The following is a 26148-nucleotide window of genomic DNA, read 5'->3' on the forward strand; positions in this document are numbered from 1 at the left end:
TGGTGAATTTTAAACAATAATTCCTAACTAGGGGATGGAGGACTTTTCAATTACTTAATCAAGGGTTAAAATAAAAAAAAACGTTTTTTCCATTTGGAGTGGTTGCAGCACATATGTCCAATACTAAATAGGAAGGTGTTTAACCACTCAAAGAAAATGGGAGAATAGCCTAATTAATTTTATAAAAGGAGTACATAACGTGAACAATCAAGACAATACACTACAATTTATGCAGATTGCAATGAAACACTTACCGGAGGCAAAAGAGCAATTAGACCAAGCAGGGGTTGAACTAACGATGGATCTTATTCAGCCCTTTATGAATTTATTTACTAAAGTAATGCAGGAAGCCTATGAACTTGGTAAAGAAGATGCTCTTAAGGAAAGTCTAAGTAAATAAGCTGCCAGTTGTTGGCAGCTTATTTTTTTTTCCATAATTGTTCGATATATGGGTAAACTTTATTAAATAATGGCTTCATCCCACGAACTGAATCAAAAAGTGTATCAATATTCATCATGAGTTCCTCATAATCAATGGCAGACTGGTTTTGCTTAGGTTCTAGATGGTGCCGAGATGTTTGCCCCTCACTGTCTTTCCTAGGACCAAACATTAAACTCGTAAACCGGTCTGCCTTTGTTTGTTCTTCCCTTTCTTCTTGTTTTTTGGAGCCTGACTCCACATCAAAATTTGCCATCCTGCTTCGGCCTCCCTCAATAAAAATACCTTTTAATCTAGAATATGTGTCAAAAAATAAAAGGTATGTACATTAGCGGATGATAAATAGGATTAAACAGTTGCTTAAAATAGGAGGAGTTTGATAAAATTAGTACCAAGTCATAATAATTGATATTAATCCAAGAAATAGATAAGGTCTTACCTAGATTAAAGGAGATGGCATAATGAGAGCTGGTATTGTGGGAATGGGCAGATACTTACCGGAAAAAATACTCACTAATCATGATTTAGAAAAAATGATGGATACCTCTGATGAATGGATTAAAACCATGACAGGGATTGAAGAAAGAAGAATTGCTGCGGATGATGAAAATACGTCCGACATGGCATTTGCTGCCGCGCAAAAAGCAATCGAAAATGCTGGTATTACAGCAGCAGATATTGATTTAATATTAGTTGCCACTGTGACACCGGATTCTCCCTTTCCTTCGGTATCCTGCCGAATTCAGGAAAGATTAGGAGCCAAAAAAGCCGCAGCAATGGATGTAAGTGCCGCTTGTGCTGGATTTATGTATGGGATTGTAACGGCCAAACAATTTATTGAGTCAGAAGTCTATAAATACGTGCTAGTTGTTGGTGTAGAAAAACTTTCAAAAGTAACAGACTGGAATGATCGAAATACGGCTGTATTATTTGGTGACGGTGCCGGTGCTGCCATTATTGGACCAGTATCTGAAAATCGTGGAATTTTATCTTTTGAATTAGGGGCTGACGGTACCGGAGCAAAACACTTATACCAAGATGAATACATTATCATGAATGGCCGCGAGGTCTTTAAATTTGCCGTAAGACAAATGGGAGAAAGCTGTATAAATGTACTCGAAAAAGCTGGGTTAACAAAGGATGATGTCGATTTCTTAATCCCGCATCAGGCCAATATCCGAATTATGGAAGCCTCAAGACAGAGATTGGAATTACCAATCGAAAAGATGTCTAAGACGGTTAACAAATATGGTAATACTTCAGCTGCATCGATTCCAATTTCACTGATAGAGGATGTCGAGGCTGGCAGAATTAAAGAGGATGACTTAATTGTAATGGTTGGCTTCGGCGGGGGCTTAACCTGGGGAGCCATTGCGATGCGCTGGGGAAAATAATTGTCGATTAATTTTTTAGGATAAATAGATTGGAAAAGGAGATGTTTAAATGGAAAAGCGCAGGGTCGTTGTAACAGGAGTCGGAGCAGTTACACCGCTTGGAAACGATGTTGAGACCACATGGAAAGGGATCCTTGAGGGAAAGTCCGGAGTTGGGCCAATGACAAGAGTGAATGCTGACGAATATCCGGCAAAAGTTGCTGCAGAGGTAAAAGACTTTAATCCAGAAGCTTTTATTGATAAAAAGGACGCACGTAAGATGGACCGATTTACACAATTTGCAGTTGCTGCTGCCCTAATGGCGGTACAGGATGCCAATTTAACAATTAATGAAGAAAATTCTCATAGAGTGGGCGTTTGGATTGGCTCAGGTATTGGCGGGATGGAAACGTTTGAACAGCAATTCGAAATCTTCCAAAAAAGAGGTTATAAACGCGTAAGTCCTTTCTTTGTTCCCATGCTGATTCCTGACATGGCTACAGGTCAAGTTTCGATTATACTTGGTGCCAGAGGCTTCAATTCATGTACAGTAACAGCTTGTGCTACTGGTACTAACTCCATTGGTGATGCCTTTAAAGTCATCCAGCGTGGTGATGCCGACGCTATGGTAACAGGGGGAGCAGAAGCACCAATCACAAAGATGTCAGTAGCAGGATTTTGTGCTAACACTGCATTATCCACAAATCCTGATCCAAAAACTGCCAGCCGGCCGTTTGATAAAAACCGCGATGGATTTGTCATTGGTGAAGGTGCCGGCATTGTGGTATTAGAGGAATTAGAGCATGCACTAGCTCGTGGGGCAAAAATTTATGCAGAGATCGTCGGATACGGAGCAACAGGTGATGCCTACCACATTACAGCTCCTGCCCCAGGTGGTGAAGGCGGTGCCCGAGCCATGAAGATGGCCATTAATGATAGTGGTTTAGCTCCTGAAGAGATTGATTATCTCAATGCCCATGGCACAAGCACGGAATATAATGATAAATATGAAACACTTGCAGTGAAAGAGGTATTTGGTGATCACGCCTCTCAATTACCTATGAGTTCGACAAAATCCATGACAGGTCATCTTCTTGGTGCTGCAGGTGGGGTAGAAGCAATCTTTTCAGTATTGGCAATAAGAGATAGCATCTTGCCGCCAACGATTAATTATGAAACACCAGACCCTGAGTGTGATTTAGATTATGTAGTAAATTCGGCACGCTCGAAAGAAGTCAAGGCAGCAATGAGCAATTCTCTTGGCTTTGGTGGTCACAACGCAACAATTGTCTTTAAAAAATATGAATAAAAACAAGAAGGGCTAAACGTTATGTTTGGCCCTTCTTGTTTTTTAGAAGATGAACCCCAGAATGCTCGAACGTCTTTCTGCATTTTTCATAAAATGACCAGAAGATAGTTACTACGTAAATGGGGTGTAGCAATGGGAATCATTAGGACTGACGAGTGGCTTGAAGAGAATTTTGACAATCCATTGAAAATTTGTGAAAGACTTCTTCCTTATTTCAAAGGGCAATCACCACGAGAGATCTATCGCGAACTAATGAATTTTGGAATGTACCAGCCGTCTCAATCATCCCGGAATTATCAACTGAAACTAAGCAAACAGAAAACGTGGGATAAGGTTGGAAAAATTTATGCTAAGTATAAAAGTAGTTGGCATGGTCCGGATATCCCCATTTTCCTCTTTCCGATTGCCCAGGCTGGAGGATTTTTTAGAAGGGAGGAGAAGGGGAAAGCAGGGGTAACCTTTCCTGATAAAATGTTTTTATTTCTATCGAATTACGATGATCCAACAGATGTAGAGGCTCTTTTCGTGCATGAATATCATCATGCCTGCAGAATGGGCTTGTTAGGAAAGAGTGTAGAGGATTATACATTACTAGATTCATTAATAATTGAAGGACTGGCAGAATATACTGTATTAAAAAAATGCGGTCGGGAATATTTAGCCGCCTGGTGCAAGATGTATACAGAAAAAGAGTTGAAAAAATTTTGGGATAGATATCTTAGAAATCAGCTAGGAATTAAGAAAAATGAGAGAAGACATGATGAACTGCTATATGGAGGGGGAAGGGTTCCAAAACTGCTAGGCTATGCAGCAGGCTTTTATCTAATAGAAAAGTATTACAAGAAGAATCAGTATTCAACCAAATTGTCTTTTACTACACCTGCAGAAACCTATCTAAAAGGTGCAGAACTATTTTCCTAGCAAACCGTTGTTTGATGTCTTTATGGTACAAGAATAAAAATCTTTAATCTTATCAATCTATTTCTCGTTAGTAATAATTTTGTAATTGATGTTTCTAAATATAATAAGTTATAGAAATGATAAACGACGAGGAAGGTGGATTATGAGCCGAAAAAAATCATTATTAAGGGAGGAACCACTGCTCGTAGTGAACAATTTAGAAACCGCTTTTGAGATTGATGGGAAGGATTATAATGCCGTAGATGGTGTTTCATTTGAGGTAAAACAACGGCAAATCCTAGGAGTTGTCGGAGAGTCAGGCTGCGGTAAATCAGTCATGAGTCTATCAATCATGCAGCTGCTTCCAAAAGGGAGCGGTAAGGTAAAAGCGGGAGAAATGATTTTTGATGGAATTAACCTTGAGAAAATGACGGAATCACAGATTAATAAAATCCGTGGAAAGGATATTTCAATGATATTCCAGGAACCGATGACGTCCTTGAACCCAGTTTTCACCATTGGGTACCAACTACAGGAAGTCTTTTTTAATCACTGGAAGATTACAAAACGAGAGGCTAGGCAAAAGTCAGTTGCCCTCCTAAAAGGTGTGGGGATCTCTCGTCCTGAAAAAATAGTGGATGAATATCCCCATCAATTATCAGGTGGAATGAGACAAAGAGTCATGATTGCTATTGCCATCGCCTGTCAGCCTAAATTACTAATAGCCGATGAGCCAACCACAGCCTTAGACGTGACCGTACAAGCACAGATTCTGGAACTCTTAAAAGAAATCCAATCCGTTAATGATATGTCGATTATCCTAATTACACATGATTTAGGTGTAGTTGCGGAAATGTGTGATGAAGTGATCGTCATGTATGCTGGAAAGATTGTCGAACGAACTGATGTAGATACTTTATTTCATAACCCCAAACATCCATATACAACGCTTCTATTGGGGGCAATTCCAAAAATGGACGAGTCAAGAAATCGATTAAGCTCTATTCAAGGAATTGTTCCTTCTCTTACAAAAATGCCGGAAACCGGCTGCCGTTTTGCTCAACGATGTCCCCATGTAATGCCTGAATGCCTGACAATCACCCCTATCCTTAATAGTGTTGACCCAGGGCATGTAGTTGCTTGCCTGCTATTTGAAAAAAGTAGTCCAAGAAAAGGGGGATGGGATGATGACTATATCCGTGACTAGTAAGAAAGTTGGGACCTCTCTTAATCCTGAAAATCTGTTGGAAATTTATCATCTTAAAACCTATTATCCTGTAAAAGGGGGTTTTTTTAAGCGGATTATCGGAAATGTTAAGGCAGTCGACAATATCTCTTTTGAAATTAAGAGAGGAGAAACACTTGGTCTAGTGGGTGAATCGGGATGTGGTAAATCCACTACTGGTAGAACGATATTAAGATTATTAATGCCAACAGAAGGACATATCCTTTTTGATGGTAGAGATATTACCCGCCTATCTGGAAAAAAACTTCGTGAAACTCGTAAAGATATGCAAATGATATTCCAAGACCCTTATGCTTCACTCAATCCCATGCAGATGGTCGGAGATATTATAGGAGAACCAATCCATAATTTTTTTAAAAAAAGTAAGTCTGAATTAAAACTTGAAGTCATGGATTTAATAGATAAAGTTGGACTTTCGCGTGATGCTTACTATAAGTATGCACATGAATTTTCCGGCGGTCAGAGGCAAAGAATTGGAATAGCACGTGCACTTGCATTAAAACCCAAATTAATTATTGCAGATGAACCGGTCTCAGCACTAGATGTTTCTGTACAATCACAAGTTTTAAACTTATTAAAAGACTTGCAGCGTGAATTTCAACTAACCTTCCTCTTTATCGCTCATGATTTAAGTGTGGTGAAACATATGAGTGATCGCATTGGTGTCATGTACTTAGGAAATATGGTCGAGATTACCGATAAAAGCAGCCTATACGTAAAACCACTTCATCCCTATACACAGGCACTAATTTCAGCGATCCCATCCCCAGACCCAAGGATTAAGAAAGAAAGAATCTTATTAAAAGGGGATGTCCCCAGTCCTATTAATCCCCCATCGGGCTGTCCATTTCATCCACGGTGTCCAGTGGCTGTGGAGCAATGTTCAAAAGTTAAGCCCGTATTAAAGGAGGTGAAGCCTTCTCATCGAGTAGCCTGCCACCTTTACTAAAAAGGGGCAACTTCTATATGGCAGACAGCCGCCTTGTTTTGGTATAAAAACGTACTTAGCACAACTTTAAAAATATCAAGGGGGGAACTGGATGAAGAAAAAAAGTATGTTTATGCTGGCAGCTTTAATGTTAGTTTTATCGGCATTTTTAGCAGCTTGCAGCAGCGGTGAAAAAGCAAGTACAAAACAGAACGACAACAATGGGGTTAAAAATAATGTCTCAGCTGGCAAACCACAGGATGGCGGGACATTAATTTATGCATTGGACTCAGCTCCTGAGGGTAAATTTAATTATGCATTCTATGGAAATGCGACAGATCAATATGTGATTGATTTTTTTGATGAAAATTTAATTGATTATGACGAGAACCTGAAGGCACAGCCGCATATTGCTTCTTGGAAAACCACAGATAATAAGGTGTTTGATTTTGAAATCAAAAAAGGGGTTAAGTGGCATAACGGGGACGAATTATCCGTTAAGGATTGGGAGTTTGCGTTAAAAGTAATTGCTGATAAAGATTATGATGGTCCTCGTTTTGATAATGTAAGGAATATTGTTGGAGCCCAAGACTACCATGATGGAAAGGCCAAGGAAATTTCGGGTATCAAAATCCTAGATGATTACCATATCCAAATTTCCTTTGATAAGGCACGTGTAAATAACTTAGATAACCTTTGGACCTATCCAATGAACCGAACAGAATTTAAAGGGATCGCTGTAAAAGATATGATGGGTTCTGCACAAGTTCGGACCAAGCCTGTGGGATTAGGACCATTTAAAGTAACGAAAGTGGTCCCAGGGGAATCAATTCAAATGGAGCGATTTGATGATTACTTTGGCGGTAAGCCGCATATTGAAAAAGTAATCATTAAGGTTATTGATCCATCTCTATCTGTTGGGGAATTAAAAAATGGCACACTTGATATGACCTCATTCCATCCAAGTATAATCGATCAAGTGAAGGCACTTGATAATGTCAATGCCATCACATACCCAGGAGTCAGCTATTATTATGTAGGTTTCCGATTAGGTACTTGGGATGGTGAGAAAAACATCATGAATGACCCTAAATATCAAAATAAGAAACTGCGTGAGGCCATGTATTATGCCATTAATCGTGAAGAATGGGTAAAAGCTTTCTTTTATGGGGTTGGTAAGCCAGTAAACCGTCCTGTTCCAACAAATCACTGGATTGCAGCAAATAACAAAGAGCTAGAGCAATACAAATATAATCCAGAAAAAGCAAAAAAACTATTAGATGACGCAGGCTATAAGGATATAGACGGGGATGGTTTCCGTGAAGATCCAAAAGGGAAGAAGTTCGTCGTAAACTTCAGCCACTATGCAACACAAAACCCAACATTCGAATCACGTGCCAAAGCATTGACTCAATACTGGGAGGCAGTCGGATTAAAGTCCAAATTAACGATGACAGATGTCAATCTTTATTATGAAATGCTTGATAAGGCGGATAAATCGATTGAAGTATTCTTCGGTGGGTGGCAGACTGGATCAGATCCTGACCCAACTCCACTTTGGGGTTCAAAAGCCATGTGGAACTATCCTCGCTGGGTAAATGATGAGAGTGATAAGCTTCTAGATCAAGCACTTGATATAAGTGTAGTTGGTACAGATAACAATAAACGAAAAGACATTTATGTCCAATGGCAAAAACTATTCATGAAAGAACTTCCAGTATTGCCAATTGCCGAGATTGACGAAACAATGGCGGTCTCAAAGCGGGTTCAGAATGTTAAATTTGATGTTTCGGGTATGAATCGGCCTAACGAATGGTGGATCAAGCAATAATTCCGTTGGTCATGTCTGGATTACACTTTTAAAAAAGTAAAGCTCAAATTGGGAGGATGGAAGGAAGTTTCTGTTCCCCCCAATTTATCTTATTAGGTTACATAGATACATGGATTTAACCTAGTATATAGACGAGGAGAATGCACATGCTTAAATACGCATTTCGAAGAATTTTGGGCATGATTCCCATGTTATTCCTTATCTCTATTGTCGTATTTACCTTGGCGAAACTTATGCCTGGTGATTCTCTAACAGGAGAAATAGACCCCAGAAATACAAATCCACAATATATTGCCGAAATGCGTGAAAAATTGGGCTATAATGACCCGCTGCCAAAGCAATATACCCGCTGGATTGGGAATTTTATTCAGGGGGACTTTGGTAAATCAACCCGATTTAAAATTCCAGTCGCAGAGGTAATTTCAGAAAAAATTCCTAATACATTATTACTCGGCTTATCCTCCATTCTAATTACCTACCTTTTCGCTTTTTTAATGGGGCTGTATTCAGGCAGGAAACCGTATACTCTTGGTGACAATATCATTAGTGGATTAAATTATTTAGGATTATCCATACCTTCCTTTATCGCAGGGGTATTTGCTATTTTCCTTTTTTCTTTTACATTAGACTGGTTTCCGTCAAATGGATCAGTGGATATCGGTGTGACGGAAGGGACACTTGAATTTTGGCAAAGCCGGCTCCATCATGTATTCTTACCAGCAGTCGTTTTAGGTCTATTGAGTACGGCTAGTTATACTCAGTTTTTACGCAATGACATTATTGAAAACAGCCGTAAAGATTTTGTAAGGACTGCACGTGCAAAAGGGACACCGGAAAGAAAGATATATAATGTTCATATTTTAAGAAACTCGATTATCCCCCTCATCACCTTTTTAGGCTTTGATTTAGTAGCTATTATCTCGGGAGCCATTATTACCGAAACAATCTTTACTTATCCAGGTCTTGGACAACTATTCTTACAGTCTGTTGGAACAAGGGATTATCCTGTCTTAATGACATTGACCATGATGTTCTCGTTTTTAACACTGATTGGAAACTTGATTGCAGATATATTATATGGTGTTGCAGATCCAAGGATTAGGTTAGATTAGGAGGGGAGAACATGGAAGTTATAACACAAAAAGATTCAAAATTAACGATCAATCCCCGGGAAAAAAGTTTGTCGCCATGGGCAATTGCTCGGAAAAAGTTTGTAAACAATAAACTCGCGATGATTAGCCTTGCTTTCTTAATTGTGGTAGCCATTGTTTCCCTCTTGGCTCCGTATATTACAACGGCGGATGTAACCAAGATTAATATTGGGGAGATGTCATTAGAACCATCGAGTAAGCATTGGCTGGGTACCGATAAGGCAGGCCGTGATGTGTTTACGAGACTGCTATATGGCGGAAGGGTATCCTTGTTAGTAGGTTTGAGCTGTACGTTGTTTGTTAGTGTCATCGGAACATTGATTGGTTCGGTTTCAGGTTATTTTGGCGGAGCAATTGATAGTTTATTAATGCGGTTTACTGATTTTATTTTAAATTTTCCTTTCCTTGTTTTTGTCATTGTCTTGAATGCAATTCTTTTTGGAAAAGTGAGTGGGTTATGGGTTTTAATCGGTACAATCAGTATTTTAAGCTGGGGAGGAATTGCCCGGATCGTCCGCAGTAAAATATTGGCTGAAAAAGAAAATGAATATATTGCCGCTGCTCTTTCTATTGGTTGCACACCTTCAAAGATTATTATTAAACATCTATTGCCTAATATTCTGTCAACAATTATTGTTCAGGCCACGATTACGTTTGCAACGATGATTGTGGCGGAAACAGGCTTAAGCTTTTTAGGATTTGGAGTTCCGCAGGAAATACCCAGCTGGGGGAATATGTTGAATTCAGCAACTGAGCCCGATGTCCTTCAGTTCAAACTCTGGATTTGGGTTCCACCCGCACTAATTATTACGATTACGATTCTATCGATTAATTTTATTGGTGAAGGATTAAAAGATGCCTTCAATCCAAAATCAAAAAGATAAATTTACCATAGAGAGTGGTAGTTTTTTTATAAAAAGGAAAGTTTCTGTAAAAGCAATTGGAGCAAAATATATAAAAAGGAATAATTTAACTGAGGACTGCCTATACTGATTGACAAACAGTTTCTTGAAGTGAGGGGTTGTAAAATGTTGTATCTTCATGATGTTTGGGTTAATTGGTTTGAAGGTGAGGAAAATGGATATAATGTTTGCCACTTTCATGAATGGCGGAAGGATGACGGAGTAGAGCTCCTGGATCAAGTGCCGCTTATTAAAATTGAACCGCTACTATTTGGTTATATTGAGAATGATCTATCTGAGTTACCTCAACAGCTTCTCGATGATATTTATCAAAAAGCGTACTTAAGAAAAAACCATGAAAGAATTCAACTAGACTATTGCTTTGTTGTGACGGATGGGACGGGAATATTAGCTGTTGATACAATTGGCTATAATATTCCTATCCGAAAAAGCAGATTAATACCTAGGCAGGAACAGCTCGTTTATGAAATGATAAGCCAGCATGAAGCAAAGCCCTATCATTTTTACGCACAGCCTAAAACAAAGGACTTCCATATACTTTCACCAGATCCCGATTTGATGAGAGGATTAACAAGAAAAGAACGACAGTTAAAACAATTATTATTTATGGCTCTTGATCAATTGTTAACTTCCAATAACGAAGCGGAAGTTCGCTATTGGTATACTGAATGGTGTCCAGAGCAATATTCGACCATTCAAGAAATGAATTTTGAAGAAGCATGGGAACAGTTATTTGAGCAAACAAAATATGGCTGGTCAAGACGCCACGAGACATTCTGTGAAAATTTAATAAAAGGGCAGCCCTTCTTTGAAAAACTTTGGGAGATGGAGCATGGTCCAAGAGTAAATTAAAAGCCTTATCCAAAAGGTATGTCAACCATACCTTTTGGACAGGCTTTTATATTTTTCAAATTATTAAATGTCAGCTTTAAAAAAATCCCAGCGCAGGGCGCCGCTGACCAGGGCGCTTTCGCTTTCTTATTAACGTTTCTTTCTGCCGAGTCCCATTGCTTTTTCCATTTTCTTGAGGGTTTTGCTGGCAACCATGTTTGCCTTTTCAGCTCCGCGGTCTAAAATGTCATCAAGTTCACTGGATTCCAACAAATGGTAGTACCTCTCTTGAATAGGTTTTAGAAAATCAACCACTACATCTGCCAAATCACCCTTGAAATCTCCATAGCCTTTTCCAGTATACATTTCTTCAAGCTCTCCAATTGATTTCCCGCCAAGGATGGAATAAATCGATAACAAGTTAGAAACTCCTGGTTTGTTCACTGTATCAAACTTAACAATCCCATCAGAATCAGTGACAGCACTTTTGATCTTCTTCACAATTTGATTAGGCTCATCTAAAGGAGTAATAAACGCCTTTTTATTCGGATCAGACTTACTCATCTTTTTTGTTGGTTCTTGAAGTGACATAATTCGAGCGCCAACCTTAGGCAAGCTGATTTCAGGAATAGTAAGAATTTCATTATATTTTTTATTAAATCTTTCAGCTAAGTCACGTGTTAATTCCAAATGCTGTTTTTGATCTTCCCCAACAGGAACAAGATCAGTGTTATATAAAAGGATATCAGCTGCCATTAATGGCGGATAGGTTAACAAGCTCGCTGAAACGGCTTCTTTACCAGATGATTTGTCCTTAAATTGTGTCATCCGTTCAAGTTCACCAATATAGGAAATACACTGCATAATCCAACCTGCCTGAGCATGTGCAGGAACTTCCGATTGAATAAATAAAGTAGCCTTCTCTGGATCGATTCCCACAGCCAGATATAATGCAGCTAAACTGCGGATATTTTTTCTAAGTGTTTGTGGATCCTGTGGAACGGTAATTGCATGCTGATCCACAATACAAAAGAAACAATTGTATTCGTGCTGTAATTCCACAAATTGTTTCATAGCACCAATATAGTTCCCGAGTGTAATTGTTCCACTTGGTTGAATACCTGAAAAAATTGTTTTCATAAAGATTTCCTCCTAAAAATATATAAAAAAAACCATTCATCCCTAAAAAACTATAGGGACGAATGGTTCGCGGTACCACCCTAAATTACTCAAAAAGAGTCACTCAGTATCAAGGCCATCTTTATATAGATGCTTTGAAGTCCTTTTAACGCAAGGTAAACGTCTGCTCCTACTATTATAAAGAAAATGAAAAAAGGTTCAGGCAGAGGCTCAAAAGTCCATTCCGTATTTTTTCGCGTTTGTTTTCACCGGCCACAAACTCTCTGAATCGAAGGTAAATACGTACTACTCTTTATCAATGCTTTTGAAATATATATGCGTTTAGTCACATTATAGCTGAAAGCAATCATGTATTTCAAGTGAGTTAAGCATAATGGACCATGAGAGCAGCAGCCATTAATAGTCCAGTAATGAGTCCATGAAGAAAGAGCGGCTTTCCGTTTAAAGTAATTAATTCCGATAATCCAGGAATGTCCTCAAATCTTCTTTTATCTTTCCCACGGGAAAAGAAAAGATTTAGGGATTTTGACATGACATCATAAAAACCGCTATGAATGGTAAAGAGTAATAAAGATAACAAAATGTACCCTGAAGTAACATAAAAAGATATATCGATATAGCTAACTAGAGTGATTTTGTGATGAATAATAAAACATAATATGACAATTATGAATTGCGTAATAGAGAGAATTATAAAATTTTTCTTAACATTAAATTTCAAGAGATGACCTCCAAAAGCTTGATTTAACAAGTGAAACTAGGGTACAGTATACAAAAAATTACTGTATAAGTCTAAATTATAACATAGACAATTGTCATGATTACGTAATGAATGTTTCGAAAATGTAAATTAATTTTCAAAAAGTAATGTACAATTTGTTGAAAATATGTATAATAGAGAATGTAGTAATTTTTCAGAATAATAGAAAAGGGAGGTCTACTAGTGAAGAAATCAAAACTCTCACTACTTTTAGTACTATCACTAGTACTTAGCATGTTCTTAGCAGCATGTTCTGGCGGTGGTAAGAAAGACACAAGCTCATCTGATGGAAAAAGCACTGGTAAAACAGAGCAATTAGCAGATAAACAAGAACTTAATGTTTTGGAATCCGCTGAAATTCCTTCAATGGACAGTGTAATGTCTCAAGACACATTAAGCTTTACAACACTTAATGCTACAAACGAAGGTCTATATCGTTTGGATCCAGATCAAAAAGTTATTCCTGGTGTTGCTGACGGCATGCCAACTTATAATGATGACAAAACTGTTATCACAATCAAATTGAAAAAAGATATTAAATGGTCAAACGGTGACCCTGTTACCGCAAATGACTTCGTATTTGCATGGAGACGTGCAATCGATCCTAAAGTAGCTGCTCCATACGGCGCATACTTCATGGAAGGTAAAATCAAAAATGCTTCTGAAATCGTAGCTGGCAAAGCTAAGCTTGAAGATTTAGGGATTAAAGCATTAGATGATAATACAGTTGAAATCACGCTAGTAAGAGCTCTTCCATACATCGAATCATACTTAACATTCCCATTATTCTACCCACAAAATGAAAAGTATGTTACAGCACAAGGCGCTGATTATGCAAAAGATGCTGCTCACATTCTATTCAATGGTCCATTCAAAATGACTAAGTGGGATGGCCCTACAGGAACTGAATGGGTATTAGAAAAAAATGCGGATTACTGGAATGCCAAAGAAGTTACTCTTAAAAAGATCAACTTCAACGTTTCTAAAGATCCACAAGCTTCCGCAAACGCATATACTGCTGGGGAAGCTGATATTACACCAAAATTAGCTCAAGCTGCAATCCTTTCACAATTTGAAGGAGCAGATGATCTACTTCGTTACCAAGAGCCATCTATCTGGTGGTTAAAAATGAACGAAAAGAACCCAGCATTGAAAAATGTTAACATCCGTAAAGCTATCGCACTTTCTGTTGATAAAAAAGCGTTAGTTGATGATGTATTAGCAAATGGTTCAATTTCTGCTGACTTCCTAGTTCCAAAAGGCTTCGCTTTCTTAGATGGTAAGGATTTCCGTGATACTGCTGGAACATACCTAAAATCTGATAAAGAAAAAGCAGCAGAACTTTGGAAAAAGGGACTTGCTGAAACTGGTCTGAAAGAAGTAAACTTTACTTATGTTGGTCAAGACACTGAAACTTCAAAAGTTACTGATGCCTACATCAAAGACCAATTAGAAAAGAACCTACCAGGATTAAAGATTACCATTGAGGCTGTACCATTCAAAATTCGTATCGCTCGTGAAGATGCTGAAGATTATGATTTATTAATGGGTGGTTGGGGACCAGACTATGCTGACCCAATGACATACATGGATCTATGGGTTACTGGCGGAGGCCAAAACCATATGAGCTATAGCGACCCTAAATTTGATAAATTAATCAAAGCAGCTAACGAAGACCTTGTTGCTAAGCCACAAGAACGCTGGAAAGCACTTCAAGATGCTGAGAAAATCTTGTTAGAGGACGATGCTGCCATTGCGCCACTTTACCAACGTTCTGTTAACATCTTGATCAATCCAAAAGTTAAAGGCTTTGCACACCATGCATTTGGTCCTGACTATAGTTACCAGTGGATTAAAATCACAAAATAGTAGCTATAACTAATCAAATATGAAGAGAGTATATTTCACCAATATACTCTCTTTTTACCTGTATGAGAATTGTCGTAATATGTCGAAAATTTAACTAATTAGGAGGTGTAGGCATGGTCAAATATATACTAAAACGTGTTGGCTATATGATTATTACACTTTTTGTCGTAACATCGCTTACCTTTTTCCTCATGAAGCTAATTCCTGGTAGTCCTTTTAATAACTTCGAAAAGCTTACTGAAGTTCAGCGTAATATCTTACTGAATAAATATGGCTTGAACGACCCCGTGCCTGTTCAATATTACAACTATATGGTGAACTTGGTAAAAGGGGATTTAGGAGTTTCCTTCCAATTTGATAATACCCCTGTAACAGAACTTATTGGTAACCGACTTGGACCTTCTGCTCAATTAGGTTTGCAAGCTATGATTGTAGGTTCCATTTTAGGTATCTTATTAGGAGTGTTAGCTGCTCTAAAACAAAATACCTGGATTGACTATGGTTCTACTTTTATCGCAGTAGTAGGTAAGTCTATTCCATCCTTTATTTTTGCTGGTTTATTGCAATACTATGTTTCAGTTAAATTAGGTTGGCTGCCAGTAATGTTATGGAAAGGGCCGGAGTATACCATACTTCCCACAATCGCACTCGCCATGTTCCCAATTTCGATTGCGGCCCGTTTTATGCGTACGGAAATGGTGGAAGTTTTAGGGTCAGATTTTATTACTTTGGCGAGAGCTAAAGGGGCAAGCCGCTGGCAAATCAGCTTTAAACATGCATTAAGAAATGCTTTAATTCCTGTTGTAACTGTCTTGGGACCATTAGCAGTTAGCTTAATGACCGGTTCACTGGTAATTGAGCAAATTTTTGGGATACCAGGTATCGGTGAGCAGTTTGTTAAATCAATTAATATGAATGATTACCCCGTAATTATGGGAACTAACATTTTATTTGCGGTACTATTTATCGTCGTCATCTTGATTGTTGATATTCTTTATGGAATCATCGACCCACGTATTCGTGTATCGGGGGGGAAAACTAAATGAGCAACAAAGACATAACAATTTCAAAGGATATGTTTGCTCCTGCCCATATTGATCCATCAAAAAGTGAAAAAATTGCAAAACCAAGTTTGAATTTCTGGCAGGATTCATGGCTAAGGGTCCGGAAGAATAAAGGTGCAGTAATCAGCATGGTCATTCTAGTAATTATGATTATCATGGCTTTCGTTGGCCCTATGATTACGCCTTATGCCTATGACACGCAAAATACTAAACATAATAATTTGCCGCCGCGTATACAAGGATTAGAAAATGTTCACTGGCTTCCTTTTGATGGTACCTTGACTAGAAGAGATGGCACTGAATATAACGCCTATGAAGTACGTAAAGTAGATGCTTATTATTGGTTTGGCACCGATGGCTTAGGCCGTGACCAATTTGCACGTGTATGGAAAGGTACACAAGTATCTCTATTTATCGCCTTCATGGCTGCGTTAATTGATATGGTTATTGGGGTTGCCTATGGAGCCATATCCGGTTATTTGGGTGGTCGGACGGATAGTGTAATGCAGAGGATCATCGAGGTTATCGTCGGTATTCCGAACCTGATTGTCGTTGTTTTGATGATTCTCGTGTTAAAACCCGGAATTATCCCAATTATTATCGCCTTAACAATTACGGGATGGACGAGTATGGCTCGTGTGGTACGTGCGCAAGTATTAAAATTTAAGGGCCAAGAATTTGTTTTGGCAGCTAAAACTTTAGGTGCTTCAAATTCATCTATTATTTTTAAACATATGATTCCAAATATGTTTGGTGTCATTATTATTAATACGATGTTTTCCATCCCGAATGCTATTTTCTTTGAAGCATTTCTAAGTTTTATTGGGCTAGGATTACAAGAACCTCATGCATCTTTAGGAACATTAGTAAATGCAGGATTTAAATCAATGATCGCTTTTCCATATCAAATGATTATTCCTTCCATTATGATTGCGATAATCATGGTATGCTTCAACCTTGTTGCGGACGGATTACGTGATGCATTGGATCCAAAAATGCGTGATTAGAAGGCAGGTGGATGTAAATGGAGAAAATTTTAGAGGTAAAGGACTTAAATATATCATTTCATACCTTTTCGGGTGAAGTAAAAGCTATTCGTGGTGTGAGTTTTGATTTATATAATGGAGAAACTCTGGCTATTGTGGGTGAGTCAGGTTCAGGAAAATCGGTCACAACCAAATCAATCATGCGTTTACTTCCTGAACATAATTCTGAAATAAAAGGCGGCCAGATTCTTTTCGAAGGCAAAGATTTAACAAAATTAAAAGATAAAGAAATGCAAAAGATTCGTGGAAAAGATATTTCGATGATTTTCCAGGATCCAATGACTTCCTTAAATCCAACCATGAAAATTGGCAACCAGATTATGGAGCCGCTTATTAAGCACCAAAATATGAGCAGGCATGCTGCAAGAGAAAGAGCAGTCGATCTATTAAAGCTTGTTGGTATTCCAAAACCTGAAATTCGCGTAGATCAATATCCGCATCAATTTTCAGGCGGTATGAGACAAAGGGTGGTAATTGCCATAGCATTGGCTTGTAATCCTAAGGTTCTTATTGCAGACGAACCTACAACTGCTCTTGATGTTACCATTCAAGCACAGATTTTAGAATTAATGAAGGACTTACAGAAGAAGATTGATACATCTATTATCTTTATTACGCATGACTTAGGTGTGGTTGCAAATGTGGCTGACCGTGTTGCGGTAATGTATGGCGGAAAAATTGTTGAAATCGGCACGGCGGATGAAATTTTTTATAATCCGCAGCATCCTTATACATGGGGATTGATTAGTTCAATGCCGGATATGGATACAGATGATGAAGAGTTATTCTCTATACCTGGTACACCGCCGGATCTATTGGACCCGCCTAAAGGTGATGCATTTGCACCAAGAAACCCTTATGTAATGAAAATTGACTTGGAGCAGGAGCCTCCATTCTTTAAAGTATCCGATACCCACTATGCTGCAACATGGTTATTACACCCGGATGCTCCAAAGGTTGAGCCCCCTGAAGCCGTTAAGAGACGCCAAAATCAGTATGTAGGCACTAATGGTGCAAGCAAATTCCCTAGTTCAAAGGAGGGAAAATAAGATGGCACAGAGAGAGAAACTACTTGAAATTAAAAACTTGCAGCAATATTTTAACCCAGGTAAGCCAAATGAAGTAAGGGCAGTTGACAATGTCAGCTTTGATATCTTTAAAGGCGAGGTAATGGGGCTTGTAGGTGAATCTGGCTGCGGTAAATCCACAACAGGCAGAACGATTATTCGATTATATGATGCTACAGGTGGAGAAGTTTTATATGATGGTGTTAATGTTCATGGGAAAAAGTCCAAGAAGCAATTAAAAGAATTTAATCGTAAGATGCAAATGATTTTTCAGGACCCATATGCTTCTTTAAATCCGAGGTTGAAAATTGCAGATGTTATTGCTGAGGGCATTGATATTCATGGATTGGCAAAAACGAAGGAAGAGCGGATGAATCGGGTTTATGATCTTCTTGAGACGGTCGGTTTGAATAGAGAGCACGCGAATCGCTATCCACATGAATTTAGCGGCGGACAGCGTCAACGTATTGGGATTGCCCGTGCTCTTGCAGTTGAGCCCGAATTCATTATTGCGGATGAACCGATTTCTGCATTGGACGTTTCCATTCAAGCGCAGGTAGTTAACTTAATGAAAAAGCTTCAGAAAGAAAAAGGGTTGACCTATCTGTTTATTGCGCATGATTTATCAATGGTTAAATATATAAGTGACCGAATTGGTGTAATGTATTTTGGTAAAATGGTCGAGCTTGCACCTGCAGATGAGCTTTATAAAAATCCACTACATCCTTATACACAGTCACTATTATCTGCTATTCCTGCTCCAGATCCAATAAGCGAGAGAACAAGAAAGCGGAGACCTTACGATCCAGCATCTCACAATTATGCTGACAATGAAGCTCTTGAATTTAGAGAAGTAACTCCTGGTCACTTTGTTCTTTGTTCAGAAAAAGAGTTCAAACAATATCAAGCGATTTCTAAATAGTAAAAAAAAACGATCTCGATTTTTTTGAGATCGTTTTTTATCTTGAAAATGGATTAGTGTTTTTTGCCGCCCACCATTTTCCAGCCATTTCGATATTTAGCGCTTTCATCTGTAAATTCAGTTCTACGTTTACCGCCAAATACTTTTTCCCCAATACCGTTGGTTATCACACCCATAAAAGCTGTAATTCCAATAATTAATAATGAAACAATCATCAAATCTTTTATGTAATCACCCAACATGAATCCCTCCAAAATAGCTAATTAGATTAAATAAAGTAAGGAAAAAATCACTTCTCTTCTTTATTGTAAAAGAACTCGTAATTTATTGAAAGGAAAATTATAAGAAATTCACTTAAAGAATGAATGCGTTTTCATTTGGATTTCTTTAATTGAGAAAAAAGTTAAGAGTAATTTAAGCAAAGAATTATAAAATTAAGACCATAAAAGGCATGTTGAGATATTTAATGTATATTACCCACAAAGAGATGATGCTAATTACGAACAATGTATTATTGAAAGTAAGATTTATTCTAATTTGCAAGCAAATATACTTAAAAAATATGAAACTTTTTGGTTTATTAATCGTCTAATATCTTGTAACCATAGAAAAAAGAATGTTTTTCTGTCGATATAATTTTTTTAAAAGGGATACCTTTTTTGGAACCAGTGGTGTATAATTTATGATAGAAATTACTTATTTATAATTATTTTAATTACGAAAAGGGTTTCTTCCACAATAATAATGGGTACATGACTATATAAGATTACATTTATGTAAATTAAAGAGGAGTGTGAAGAACAGATGGTAACACTATACACTTCACCAAGTTGTACATCATGTAGAAAAGCAAAATCATGGTTAGAAGAGCATGAAATTCCATACACAGAAAGAAATATCTTCTCAGAGCCCCTATCCATGGAGGAGATTAAAGAAATTTTACGAATGACTGAAGATGGCACCGATGAAATCATCTCAACCAGATCGAAAACCTTCCAAAAATTAGATGTAAACTTAGATACCATGCCATTACAGGATTTATTTAAATTAATAAAAGAAAATCCTGGTTTATTGCGACGACCAATTATCATTGATGAAAAGCGTCTGCAAGTTGGTTACAATGAAGATGAAATTAGACGTTTCTTACCTAGAAGGGTTAGAACCTTTCAATTACGTGAAGCTCAAAAAATGGTTAACTAATTATGAGACCTTCTTTATGGAGGTCTCTTTTGTATAACCAATAAATTTGTATAATATCACTCATTTTGCTATTATAAAAGGAATATCCTATATTAATCATTAGGCAAAAACACGGTTTTTAAGATTTTATTGTTTTTTATTTCCCATATCAGAACTTTTATCATAAAATGAAAGTACAAGAGTATTTCCTTTTTTACATGTAAATCATAATAGTATTATCTGCTTGGGGGTATTTAGTCCCTTCAATATGGAAACGGAAGGGAGAGGTTATGATGGAGATTGAACGAATCGATGAATATACTGTGAAGTTCTACATTTCCTATGGTGATATTGAGGAGAGAGGCTTTGACCGTGAGGAAATCTGGTACAATCGGGAACGCAGTGAGGAACTCTTTTGGGAAATGATGGATGAAGTTCATGGCGAGGAAGATTTTGTCGTAGAAGGCCCACTATGGATCCAAGTCCAAGCGCTTGATAAAGGGTTAGAGGTTCTTGTTACTAAGGCCCAACTTTCAAAAGACGGACAAAAGTTTGAACTCCCTATCCCTAATGAAAAAATGAAGGACATTCCCGGTGATGACAAAATTGAAGAGATCTTAGATCAGCATTTTAGCCCTATTCATACCGAAGAAGAAGGCTTAATGCTTGAGGAAGAGTCTTTGGAATTTCTCCTAGCCTTTAAGGATTTTGAGGATATTATTAGCCTATCGAATCGGGAAGGTTTAGATAATTTAGATACGAAGCTTTATCACTTTGAAGGAAAATATTATTTATATACAGAATTTCCGGAAGATTTATATGAAGAAGATGAAATTGATGATATCCTAAGTATTTTACTGGAATATGGTTATGAAACACAACTAACCATTCATCGGATTCAGGAATATGGAAAAGAGATTATGGCGAAAGATGTTTTCGCAGAAGTACGTAAATATTTCAGCTAATAATTATACCGATTTCACATTTGAAATCGGTCTTTTTATCATTATGAATAATTGATAATTTTGGCAGGTGAGTACCCTGAAAAACACAGTGAGGGTGATCTTATTTTTAGCGGTTTTGTCCGGACTATTGTTTTTATTTAAAGATCAGCTGGAAAGCGGCATTTTCGGATTTTTGAGTGTATTAATTACACTGTCTGTTATTTTTATAGGTTTTGTCATTTTCTTTGAAAATCGTCACCCAACACAAACCATTACCTGGTTAGTGGTTTTAGGGAGTTTCCCGCTTATCGGCTTTATTTTTTATTTATTATTTGGACGGAATTATCGAAAGGAAAAGATGTTCCGAAAGAAGTATTTTCTTGATAAGCAAGCGTTCCTAACAGTTGAGGGAGAAGACGACCCAAGAGGTCAGGAGAAACTCAATTTGATGGGGCAGCATCAAGGGAAGTTATTTAAGCTGGCTCAGAAACTAGGGAATAGTCCCATCTCTTTTGATACGGCTACAAAAGTTTTAACTAATGGGGAAGAAACCTTTCAACATATTATGGAACAACTAAAAAGGGCGCGGCATCATATTCACCTAGAATATTATATCGTTCGTCATGATCAGATTGGCCAAGAAATAAAAGAAATCTTAATTCAAAAAGCAAGTGAAGGGGTTAAGATTCGTTTTCTTTATGATGCAGTCGGCTCTTGGCAGCTCTCTAAACACTACATTAATGCTTTGAGAAATGCTGGTATTGAGGCCGTTTCGTTTGGGCCTGTAAAATTGCCTTTTTTAAATAATAAATTTAACTTTCGTAATCATCGAAAGATCATTGTCATTGATGGAAACATTGGTTTTGTCGGCGGCTTGAACATTGGTGATGAATATTTAGGCAGAAACAAAGAAATTGGCTTTTGGCGCGATACCCATTTAATGCTTAAGGGTGAAGCGGTTCGAACACTCCAATTAATTTTTTTACAAGACTGGTATTATATGACCAACCATAGTTTTTTAACGGCAGAATACCTTTCACCTCAAATAGATCATAAACATCATGGTGGAGTACAGCTTATTGCAGGCGGTCCTGATAATGAGTGGAGTACCATTAAAAACATCTTTTTCTCCATGATTGCTTCTGCTGAAAAGTCTGTTTGGATTGCATCCCCTTATTTTATTCCAGACGAAGATATATTCTCTGCCATCAAAGTGGCAGCATTGAGCGGTGTGGATGTAAGACTCCTGGTACCTAACCGGCCGGATAAACGAATCGTTTTTCATGCATCAAGGTCTTATTTTCCGGAGTTGCTGGAAGCAGGTGTAAAGGTATACGAATATCAACGCGGGTTTATGCACAGTAAAATTGTTATTGTCGATAACGAGCTCGCTTCGATTGGAACTTCTAATATGGATATGAGAAGCTTTCACTTGAATTTTGAAGTAAATGCGTTTTTGTTTCGGACAAAAAGTACAGAAGAGCTCGTTGAGGAATATATCAATGATTTAAAGTTTGCACGACAGCTTGAATTGGAAACTTTTAAGCAACGGCATATTGGATTTAGAATTTTAGAATCAACTGCTAGACTCTTATCCCCACTACTTTAAGTGGCGAAATGATGAAACTCGTCGAAAAATCGGCGAGTTTTTTTATAATTAAAAGGAAAATACAGGGCGATAGTCGAATTGATAGGTAAAAAAGGAGGGGAATGATTTGTTAACTGCATTAACCAATACAGGTAAAAAGATTTGCCTAGGATTTGATTATAGAAAAGAAACACTAATGTCATTGCGCAATAAGGAAGAATTCGTTTGTCCGATTTGCAGGGAAACCGTTTTGTTAAAACTGGGAGATCAAAGAATCTTTCATTTTGCCCATAAACAGGGCAGCCAATGCCGTGAAAGTTTTGAAAATGAATCATATGAACATGTTGAAGGGAAGAAGCAGCTTTTCCAATGGCTTAGTAAACAAAATATACCGTCTGAGTTAGAATATTATGACCGTAACATCCAACAACGGCCTGATATTATGTTCAAATTTAAAGGACAGAAGTTTGCACTAGAGTATCAATGTTCTTCGTTACCTGATAAAGTTTTTAGGAAAAGAACGATCACTTATTTAGAGAATGGTTATACACCATTCTGGGTCCTATCTAGCTGCCATCTTCATCAAAAACGCAAAAATCTTATCACATTGTCAAATTTCCATTATTCATTTTTAAGACCTGCATCATCTGGACGACTTTATATACCCGCTTATAGCTCCGAAAAACAACTCTTTCAACTAGTGGAGTCGATTTCTCCAATCTCCATCAAAAACTCTTTCGCACATGTGTCATTCCTGCCCATTCAAACCCTTAAACTAGATTCTGTACTAGAGCCCAATCATGATCATCCCCCAACCCAAGAAAGCTGGAATAGAGAAATGGAAAGATATATCTTCAACTGGGCGCTTCACCCAAGCAGAGAGCATAGGCCATTTCTGCAGGAGGTCTATAACCAAGGGTTAAATCTCTTTCTTCTTCCTCCACAAATTGGTTTGCCAGTTACCCATTCGGTCCTTATTCAAACACCTCCGTTTATTTGGCAAACCTATTTGTTTGTCGATGTGTTAGCTAACAAAAATCCCCAAGATCTCATCTCGCTAAAGGAAATTTATGCTTCCTTTCAAAAAAGAATCTTTAACAAACAGGTGATCATTCGCAGCCACCCTCAAATAATTGATGTAAATCCATTCTCGGCAATAATTGAATATTTAGAGCTTCTAGAGAAATTAAACTTTCTAACTAGGAAGGTCGACTCTGTTTTTGAAGTACAAAAGAAGATCTTAATCCCGCAATCAAATCGTGAAAGAGATGAAGCCAAACGAGTTTTCTTAGTTCAATATGAAAAAATGTTAGCAAGGCCATAGAAACGGGAAATTAATACTAATAATCGCCATCTGGGCATAATATAGTAGGAGGGCATTTTGATTGGTTTTAAAGGAAAAAAGGCAAAAAAGGAGAATAAGTTAATAGTAAGTTTTTCCAAGTAAAATGAATGGAGGATAAATAAATGGCCAATGAAACTAAAGTAAAGCAGCTGCCAGCAAGAAGTGAAATTCCAGTTGAGGACACCTGGAAATTAGAAGATATCTTTGCAAGTGATCAGGACTGGGAAAAAGAGTATCAAGAAATTAAGAATCAAATCCCTGAGATAAAGCAATACGAAGGCAAATTAGGAGAGAGTGCGGAAACACTCTATCAAGCCTTACAGTTCCAAGACAAATTGTTAGAACGGATCGGCAAGCTTTATACATATTCACATATGCGTTACGACCAAGATACAACAAACTCCTTTTACCAAGGCTTAGATGATAGGATGAAAAATCTCTATTCCCAAGCTGCGAGTCAGCTAGCCTTTATTGTCCCGGAAATTCTCTCAATTGACGAGGGCAAGGTAAATAACTTCTTAAATGAACAGCCAGAATTAAAATTATATGAACACGCGCTGGAAGAAATCAATTTACAAAGACCGCATGTTTTAAGTGCAGAACAGGAAGCGTTGTTGGCTGAGGCAAGTGAAGTAATGGATGCCTCAAGTAATACATTTGGTATGTTGAACAATGCAGATATAGAATTTCCTACCATTCAAGATGAAAACGGAGAAGAGGTTGAAGTAACGCATGGGCGCTACAGCCGCTTCTTAGAAAGTGCGGATCAGCGTGTTAGACGTGACGCTTTTCAAGCCGTTTATAAAACCTATGGAGCTTTTAAGAATACCTTTGCAAGTACGCTTAGCGGAAATGTAAAAAAGGATAATTTCAATGCGAGAGTTAGGAAATATGATTCCGCAAGACATGCAGCATTATCAGCGAATAACATACCGGAGAGTGTGTACGATAACCTAGTCGATACCGTAACGGAGAATCTTCACTTGTTACATCGTTATGTCAAGCTGCGGAAGAAGGTACTTGGGCTTGAAGAGCTTCATATGTATGATTTGTATACTCCGCTAGTGAAAGATGTAAAAATGGAAATCAAGTATGAGGATGCAAAAGATTTAGTTATCAAGGGTCTTGCACCATTAGGGGAGGAATATTCAAACATCCTAAAAAAAGGCTTCGAAAACCGCTGGGTGGATGTTCATGAAAACAAGGGTAAACGCAGTGGTGCCTATTCTTCTGGGGCCTACGGAACCCATCCATATATCTTAATGAACTGGCAGGATAATGTAAATAATTTATTTACGCTCGCCCATGAATTTGGCCACTCTGTGCATAGTTTCTATACACGTAAAAATCAGCCGTATGCATATGGAAATTATTCGATATTTGTGGCGGAAGTAGCTTCAACTTGTAATGAGGCACTCCTCAATGACTATTTATTAAAAACCATTGATGACGAACAAAAAAGGATTTATCTATTGAATCATTATCTAGAGGGCTTTAGAGGAACTGTGTTCCGTCAGACTATGTTTGCTGAATTTGAACATTTAATTCATCAAAAGGCACAAAATAATGAAGCATTGACAGCCGATTCTTTAACTGAAGCTTATTATGCATTAAATAAGAAGTATTACGGTGAGGAAGATATTTTTATTGATGAAGAAATCGGTTTGGAATGGGCAAGAATTCCGCATTTTTATTACAATTATTATGTCTATCAATATGCAACTGGATTTAGTGCAGCCACAGCATTAAGCAAACAGATTCTAGAAGAAGGCGAGCCGGCGGTTAAGCGGTATATTGAAGAGTTCTTAAGTGCTGGAAGTTCTGACTATCCAATTGAAGTCCTTAAAAAAGCAGGAGTCGATATGACCAGTGCTTCGCCAATTAAGGATGCATGTAAGGTATTTGAAGAAAAATTAAATGAATTAGAAAAACTATTAGGATAAGAAAAGTAAAGTCGTCCGTTTAGGGCAGTTCTGTAATCATGTGGGTTCTTGAACCGGACAACAATCCAAGATATAGTTTTATCAAAAAAGGATGGGCCATAAGGGCTCCATCCTTTTAAAAACCTCTAAACCGTCTCCGATCATTCAGATAAACAGTAAAAATTAGAATAGATATAAACAAGATAGGAAAACTCAGCAGCATTGGGAAAATGTGAATCAGTGCCAGAAGATTAAGAAAAAAGGCGATAACAATAAAAAGGATCATAATGATGTAAGGTAATTTGCCCATATAACGTCCACCTTTTCGATTACTTATAGTATATCTATTGTCGATTAGGTGAATTTATTAC

24 protein-coding genes and 1 other annotated feature are annotated in these 26148 nt (G+C 37.7%); of the genes, 20 read left to right on the forward strand and 4 right to left on the reverse strand.

Features of this window, described 5'->3' with window-relative positions; all coding sequences use genetic code 11:
- Positions 1 to 199: 199 nt before the first annotated feature.
- Complete coding sequence (locus L1999_RS06275) at positions 200 to 400, forward strand: ComZ family protein (RefSeq protein ID WP_275677393.1); 201 nt, start codon at positions 200 to 202, stop codon at positions 398 to 400.
- A gap of 19 nt (positions 401 to 419) precedes the next feature.
- On the opposite strand, the gene L1999_RS06280 is transcribed toward L1999_RS06275, so the two are convergent.
- Complete coding sequence (locus L1999_RS06280) at positions 420 to 695, reverse strand: hypothetical protein (RefSeq protein WP_235742770.1); 276 nt, start codon at positions 693 to 695, stop codon at positions 420 to 422.
- Positions 696 to 900: 205 nt separating this feature from the next.
- Between L1999_RS06280 and L1999_RS06285 the strand changes: the two genes are divergently transcribed.
- From L1999_RS06285 to L1999_RS06325, 9 genes are all read left to right on the forward strand, one after another.
- Entirely contained in the window at positions 901 to 1833 is a 933-nt protein-coding gene (locus tag L1999_RS06285) for a beta-ketoacyl-ACP synthase III (protein ID WP_235742771.1), read from the forward strand.
- A 49-nt stretch (positions 1834 to 1882) separates the two neighbouring features.
- Positions 1883 to 3121, forward strand: a complete 1239-nt coding sequence (gene fabF / locus L1999_RS06290) for a beta-ketoacyl-ACP synthase II (RefSeq protein WP_235742772.1) — start codon at positions 1883 to 1885, stop codon at positions 3119 to 3121.
- 132 nt (positions 3122 to 3253) lie between these two features.
- Positions 3254 to 4042 (forward strand): DUF2268 domain-containing putative Zn-dependent protease, encoded by a 789-nt coding sequence (locus L1999_RS06295; protein WP_235742773.1) that lies wholly within the window; start codon positions 3254 to 3256, stop codon positions 4040 to 4042.
- Between the two features lie 142 nt (positions 4043 to 4184).
- Positions 4185 to 5228 (forward strand): ABC transporter ATP-binding protein, encoded by a 1044-nt coding sequence (locus L1999_RS06300; protein ID WP_235742774.1) that lies wholly within the window; start codon positions 4185 to 4187, stop codon positions 5226 to 5228.
- The gene (locus tag L1999_RS06305) at positions 5209 to 6216 is read left to right on the forward strand and encodes an ABC transporter ATP-binding protein (protein ID WP_235744268.1); all 1008 of its coding nucleotides are present in this window, start codon (positions 5209 to 5211) and stop codon (positions 6214 to 6216) included. Before L1999_RS06300 ends, L1999_RS06305 begins: the two co-directional genes overlap by 20 nt.
- A gap of 91 nt (positions 6217 to 6307) precedes the next feature.
- Entirely contained in the window at positions 6308 to 8026 is a 1719-nt protein-coding gene (opp4A, locus tag L1999_RS06310; protein ID WP_235742775.1) for an oligopeptide ABC transporter substrate-binding protein, read from the forward strand.
- Between the two features lie 146 nt (positions 8027 to 8172).
- A complete protein-coding gene (gene opp4B / locus L1999_RS06315) occupies positions 8173 to 9138 on the forward strand; it encodes an oligopeptide ABC transporter permease (RefSeq protein WP_235742776.1) in 966 nt (321 codons plus the stop codon).
- A gap of 11 nt (positions 9139 to 9149) precedes the next feature.
- Positions 9150 to 10061: an oligopeptide ABC transporter permease gene (gene opp4C / locus L1999_RS06320; RefSeq protein ID WP_235742777.1), complete on the forward strand. Its 912-nt coding sequence runs from the start codon at positions 9150 to 9152 to the stop codon at positions 10059 to 10061.
- 144 nt (positions 10062 to 10205) lie between these two features.
- Positions 10206 to 10952, forward strand: coding sequence for a YjbA family protein (locus tag L1999_RS06325; RefSeq protein WP_235742778.1), 747 nt, complete (start codon positions 10206 to 10208; stop codon positions 10950 to 10952).
- Positions 10953 to 11081: 129 nt separating this feature from the next.
- Here the strand turns inward: L1999_RS06325 and trpS are convergent, their stop codons facing one another.
- Complete coding sequence (trpS, locus tag L1999_RS06330) at positions 11082 to 12071, reverse strand: tryptophan--tRNA ligase (protein WP_235742779.1); 990 nt, start codon at positions 12069 to 12071, stop codon at positions 11082 to 11084.
- Between the two features lie 51 nt (positions 12072 to 12122).
- Positions 12123 to 12379 (reverse strand) — a binding site (T-box leader).
- A gap of 56 nt (positions 12380 to 12435) precedes the next feature.
- A complete protein-coding gene (locus tag L1999_RS06335) occupies positions 12436 to 12792 on the reverse strand; it encodes a hypothetical protein (RefSeq protein ID WP_235742780.1) in 357 nt (118 codons plus the stop codon).
- A gap of 222 nt (positions 12793 to 13014) precedes the next feature.
- Here L1999_RS06335 and L1999_RS06340 point away from each other — a divergent pair, with 222 nt between their 5' ends.
- From L1999_RS06340 to L1999_RS06360, 5 genes are all read left to right on the forward strand, one after another.
- Positions 13015 to 14700: a peptide ABC transporter substrate-binding protein gene (locus tag L1999_RS06340; protein WP_235742781.1), complete on the forward strand. Its 1686-nt coding sequence runs from the start codon at positions 13015 to 13017 to the stop codon at positions 14698 to 14700.
- Between the two features lie 113 nt (positions 14701 to 14813).
- Positions 14814 to 15746: an oligopeptide ABC transporter permease gene (gene opp3b / locus L1999_RS06345; protein ID WP_235742782.1), complete on the forward strand. Its 933-nt coding sequence runs from the start codon at positions 14814 to 14816 to the stop codon at positions 15744 to 15746.
- Entirely contained in the window at positions 15743 to 16771 is a 1029-nt protein-coding gene (opp3C, locus tag L1999_RS06350) for an oligopeptide ABC transporter permease (RefSeq protein ID WP_235742783.1), read from the forward strand. The genes opp3b and opp3C overlap by 4 nt, the downstream gene beginning before the upstream one ends.
- A 17-nt stretch (positions 16772 to 16788) precedes the next feature.
- Complete coding sequence (locus L1999_RS06355) at positions 16789 to 17859, forward strand: ABC transporter ATP-binding protein (protein ID WP_235742784.1); 1071 nt, start codon at positions 16789 to 16791, stop codon at positions 17857 to 17859.
- 1 nt (position 17860) lies between these two features.
- Positions 17861 to 18799, forward strand: a complete 939-nt coding sequence (locus L1999_RS06360; RefSeq protein WP_235742785.1) for an ABC transporter ATP-binding protein — start codon at positions 17861 to 17863, stop codon at positions 18797 to 18799.
- 53 nt (positions 18800 to 18852) lie between these two features.
- On the opposite strand, the gene L1999_RS06365 is transcribed toward L1999_RS06360, so the two are convergent.
- Positions 18853 to 19041 (reverse strand): hypothetical protein, encoded by a 189-nt coding sequence (locus tag L1999_RS06365; protein ID WP_235742786.1) that lies wholly within the window; start codon positions 19039 to 19041, stop codon positions 18853 to 18855.
- A gap of 562 nt (positions 19042 to 19603) precedes the next feature.
- On the opposite strand from L1999_RS06365, the gene spxA reads away from it, so the two are divergent.
- From spxA to pepF, 5 genes are all read left to right on the forward strand, one after another.
- Positions 19604 to 19999, forward strand: coding sequence for a transcriptional regulator SpxA (spxA, locus tag L1999_RS06370; RefSeq protein ID WP_205178781.1), 396 nt, complete (start codon positions 19604 to 19606; stop codon positions 19997 to 19999).
- A 272-nt stretch (positions 20000 to 20271) separates the two neighbouring features.
- Positions 20272 to 20943, forward strand: coding sequence for an adaptor protein MecA (gene mecA, locus L1999_RS06375; RefSeq protein WP_235744269.1), 672 nt, complete (start codon positions 20272 to 20274; stop codon positions 20941 to 20943).
- A gap of 76 nt (positions 20944 to 21019) precedes the next feature.
- A complete protein-coding gene (gene cls / locus L1999_RS06380) occupies positions 21020 to 22531 on the forward strand; it encodes a cardiolipin synthase (protein WP_235744270.1) in 1512 nt (503 codons plus the stop codon).
- Between the two features lie 106 nt (positions 22532 to 22637).
- Positions 22638 to 23834 (forward strand): competence protein CoiA, encoded by a 1197-nt coding sequence (locus L1999_RS06385; RefSeq protein ID WP_235742787.1) that lies wholly within the window; start codon positions 22638 to 22640, stop codon positions 23832 to 23834.
- A 143-nt stretch (positions 23835 to 23977) separates the two neighbouring features.
- On the forward strand, positions 23978 to 25798 hold the full coding sequence (gene pepF, locus L1999_RS06390; protein ID WP_235742788.1) for an oligoendopeptidase F: 1821 nt from the start codon (positions 23978 to 23980) through the stop codon (positions 25796 to 25798).
- Positions 25799 to 26148: the final 350 nt, after the last annotated feature.

Origin of the sequence: Neobacillus drentensis, assembly GCF_021560175.1 — a bacterium.
In the GTDB taxonomy this organism is placed as follows: domain Bacteria; phylum Bacillota; class Bacilli; order Bacillales; family Cytobacillaceae; genus Neobacillus; species Neobacillus drentensis_A.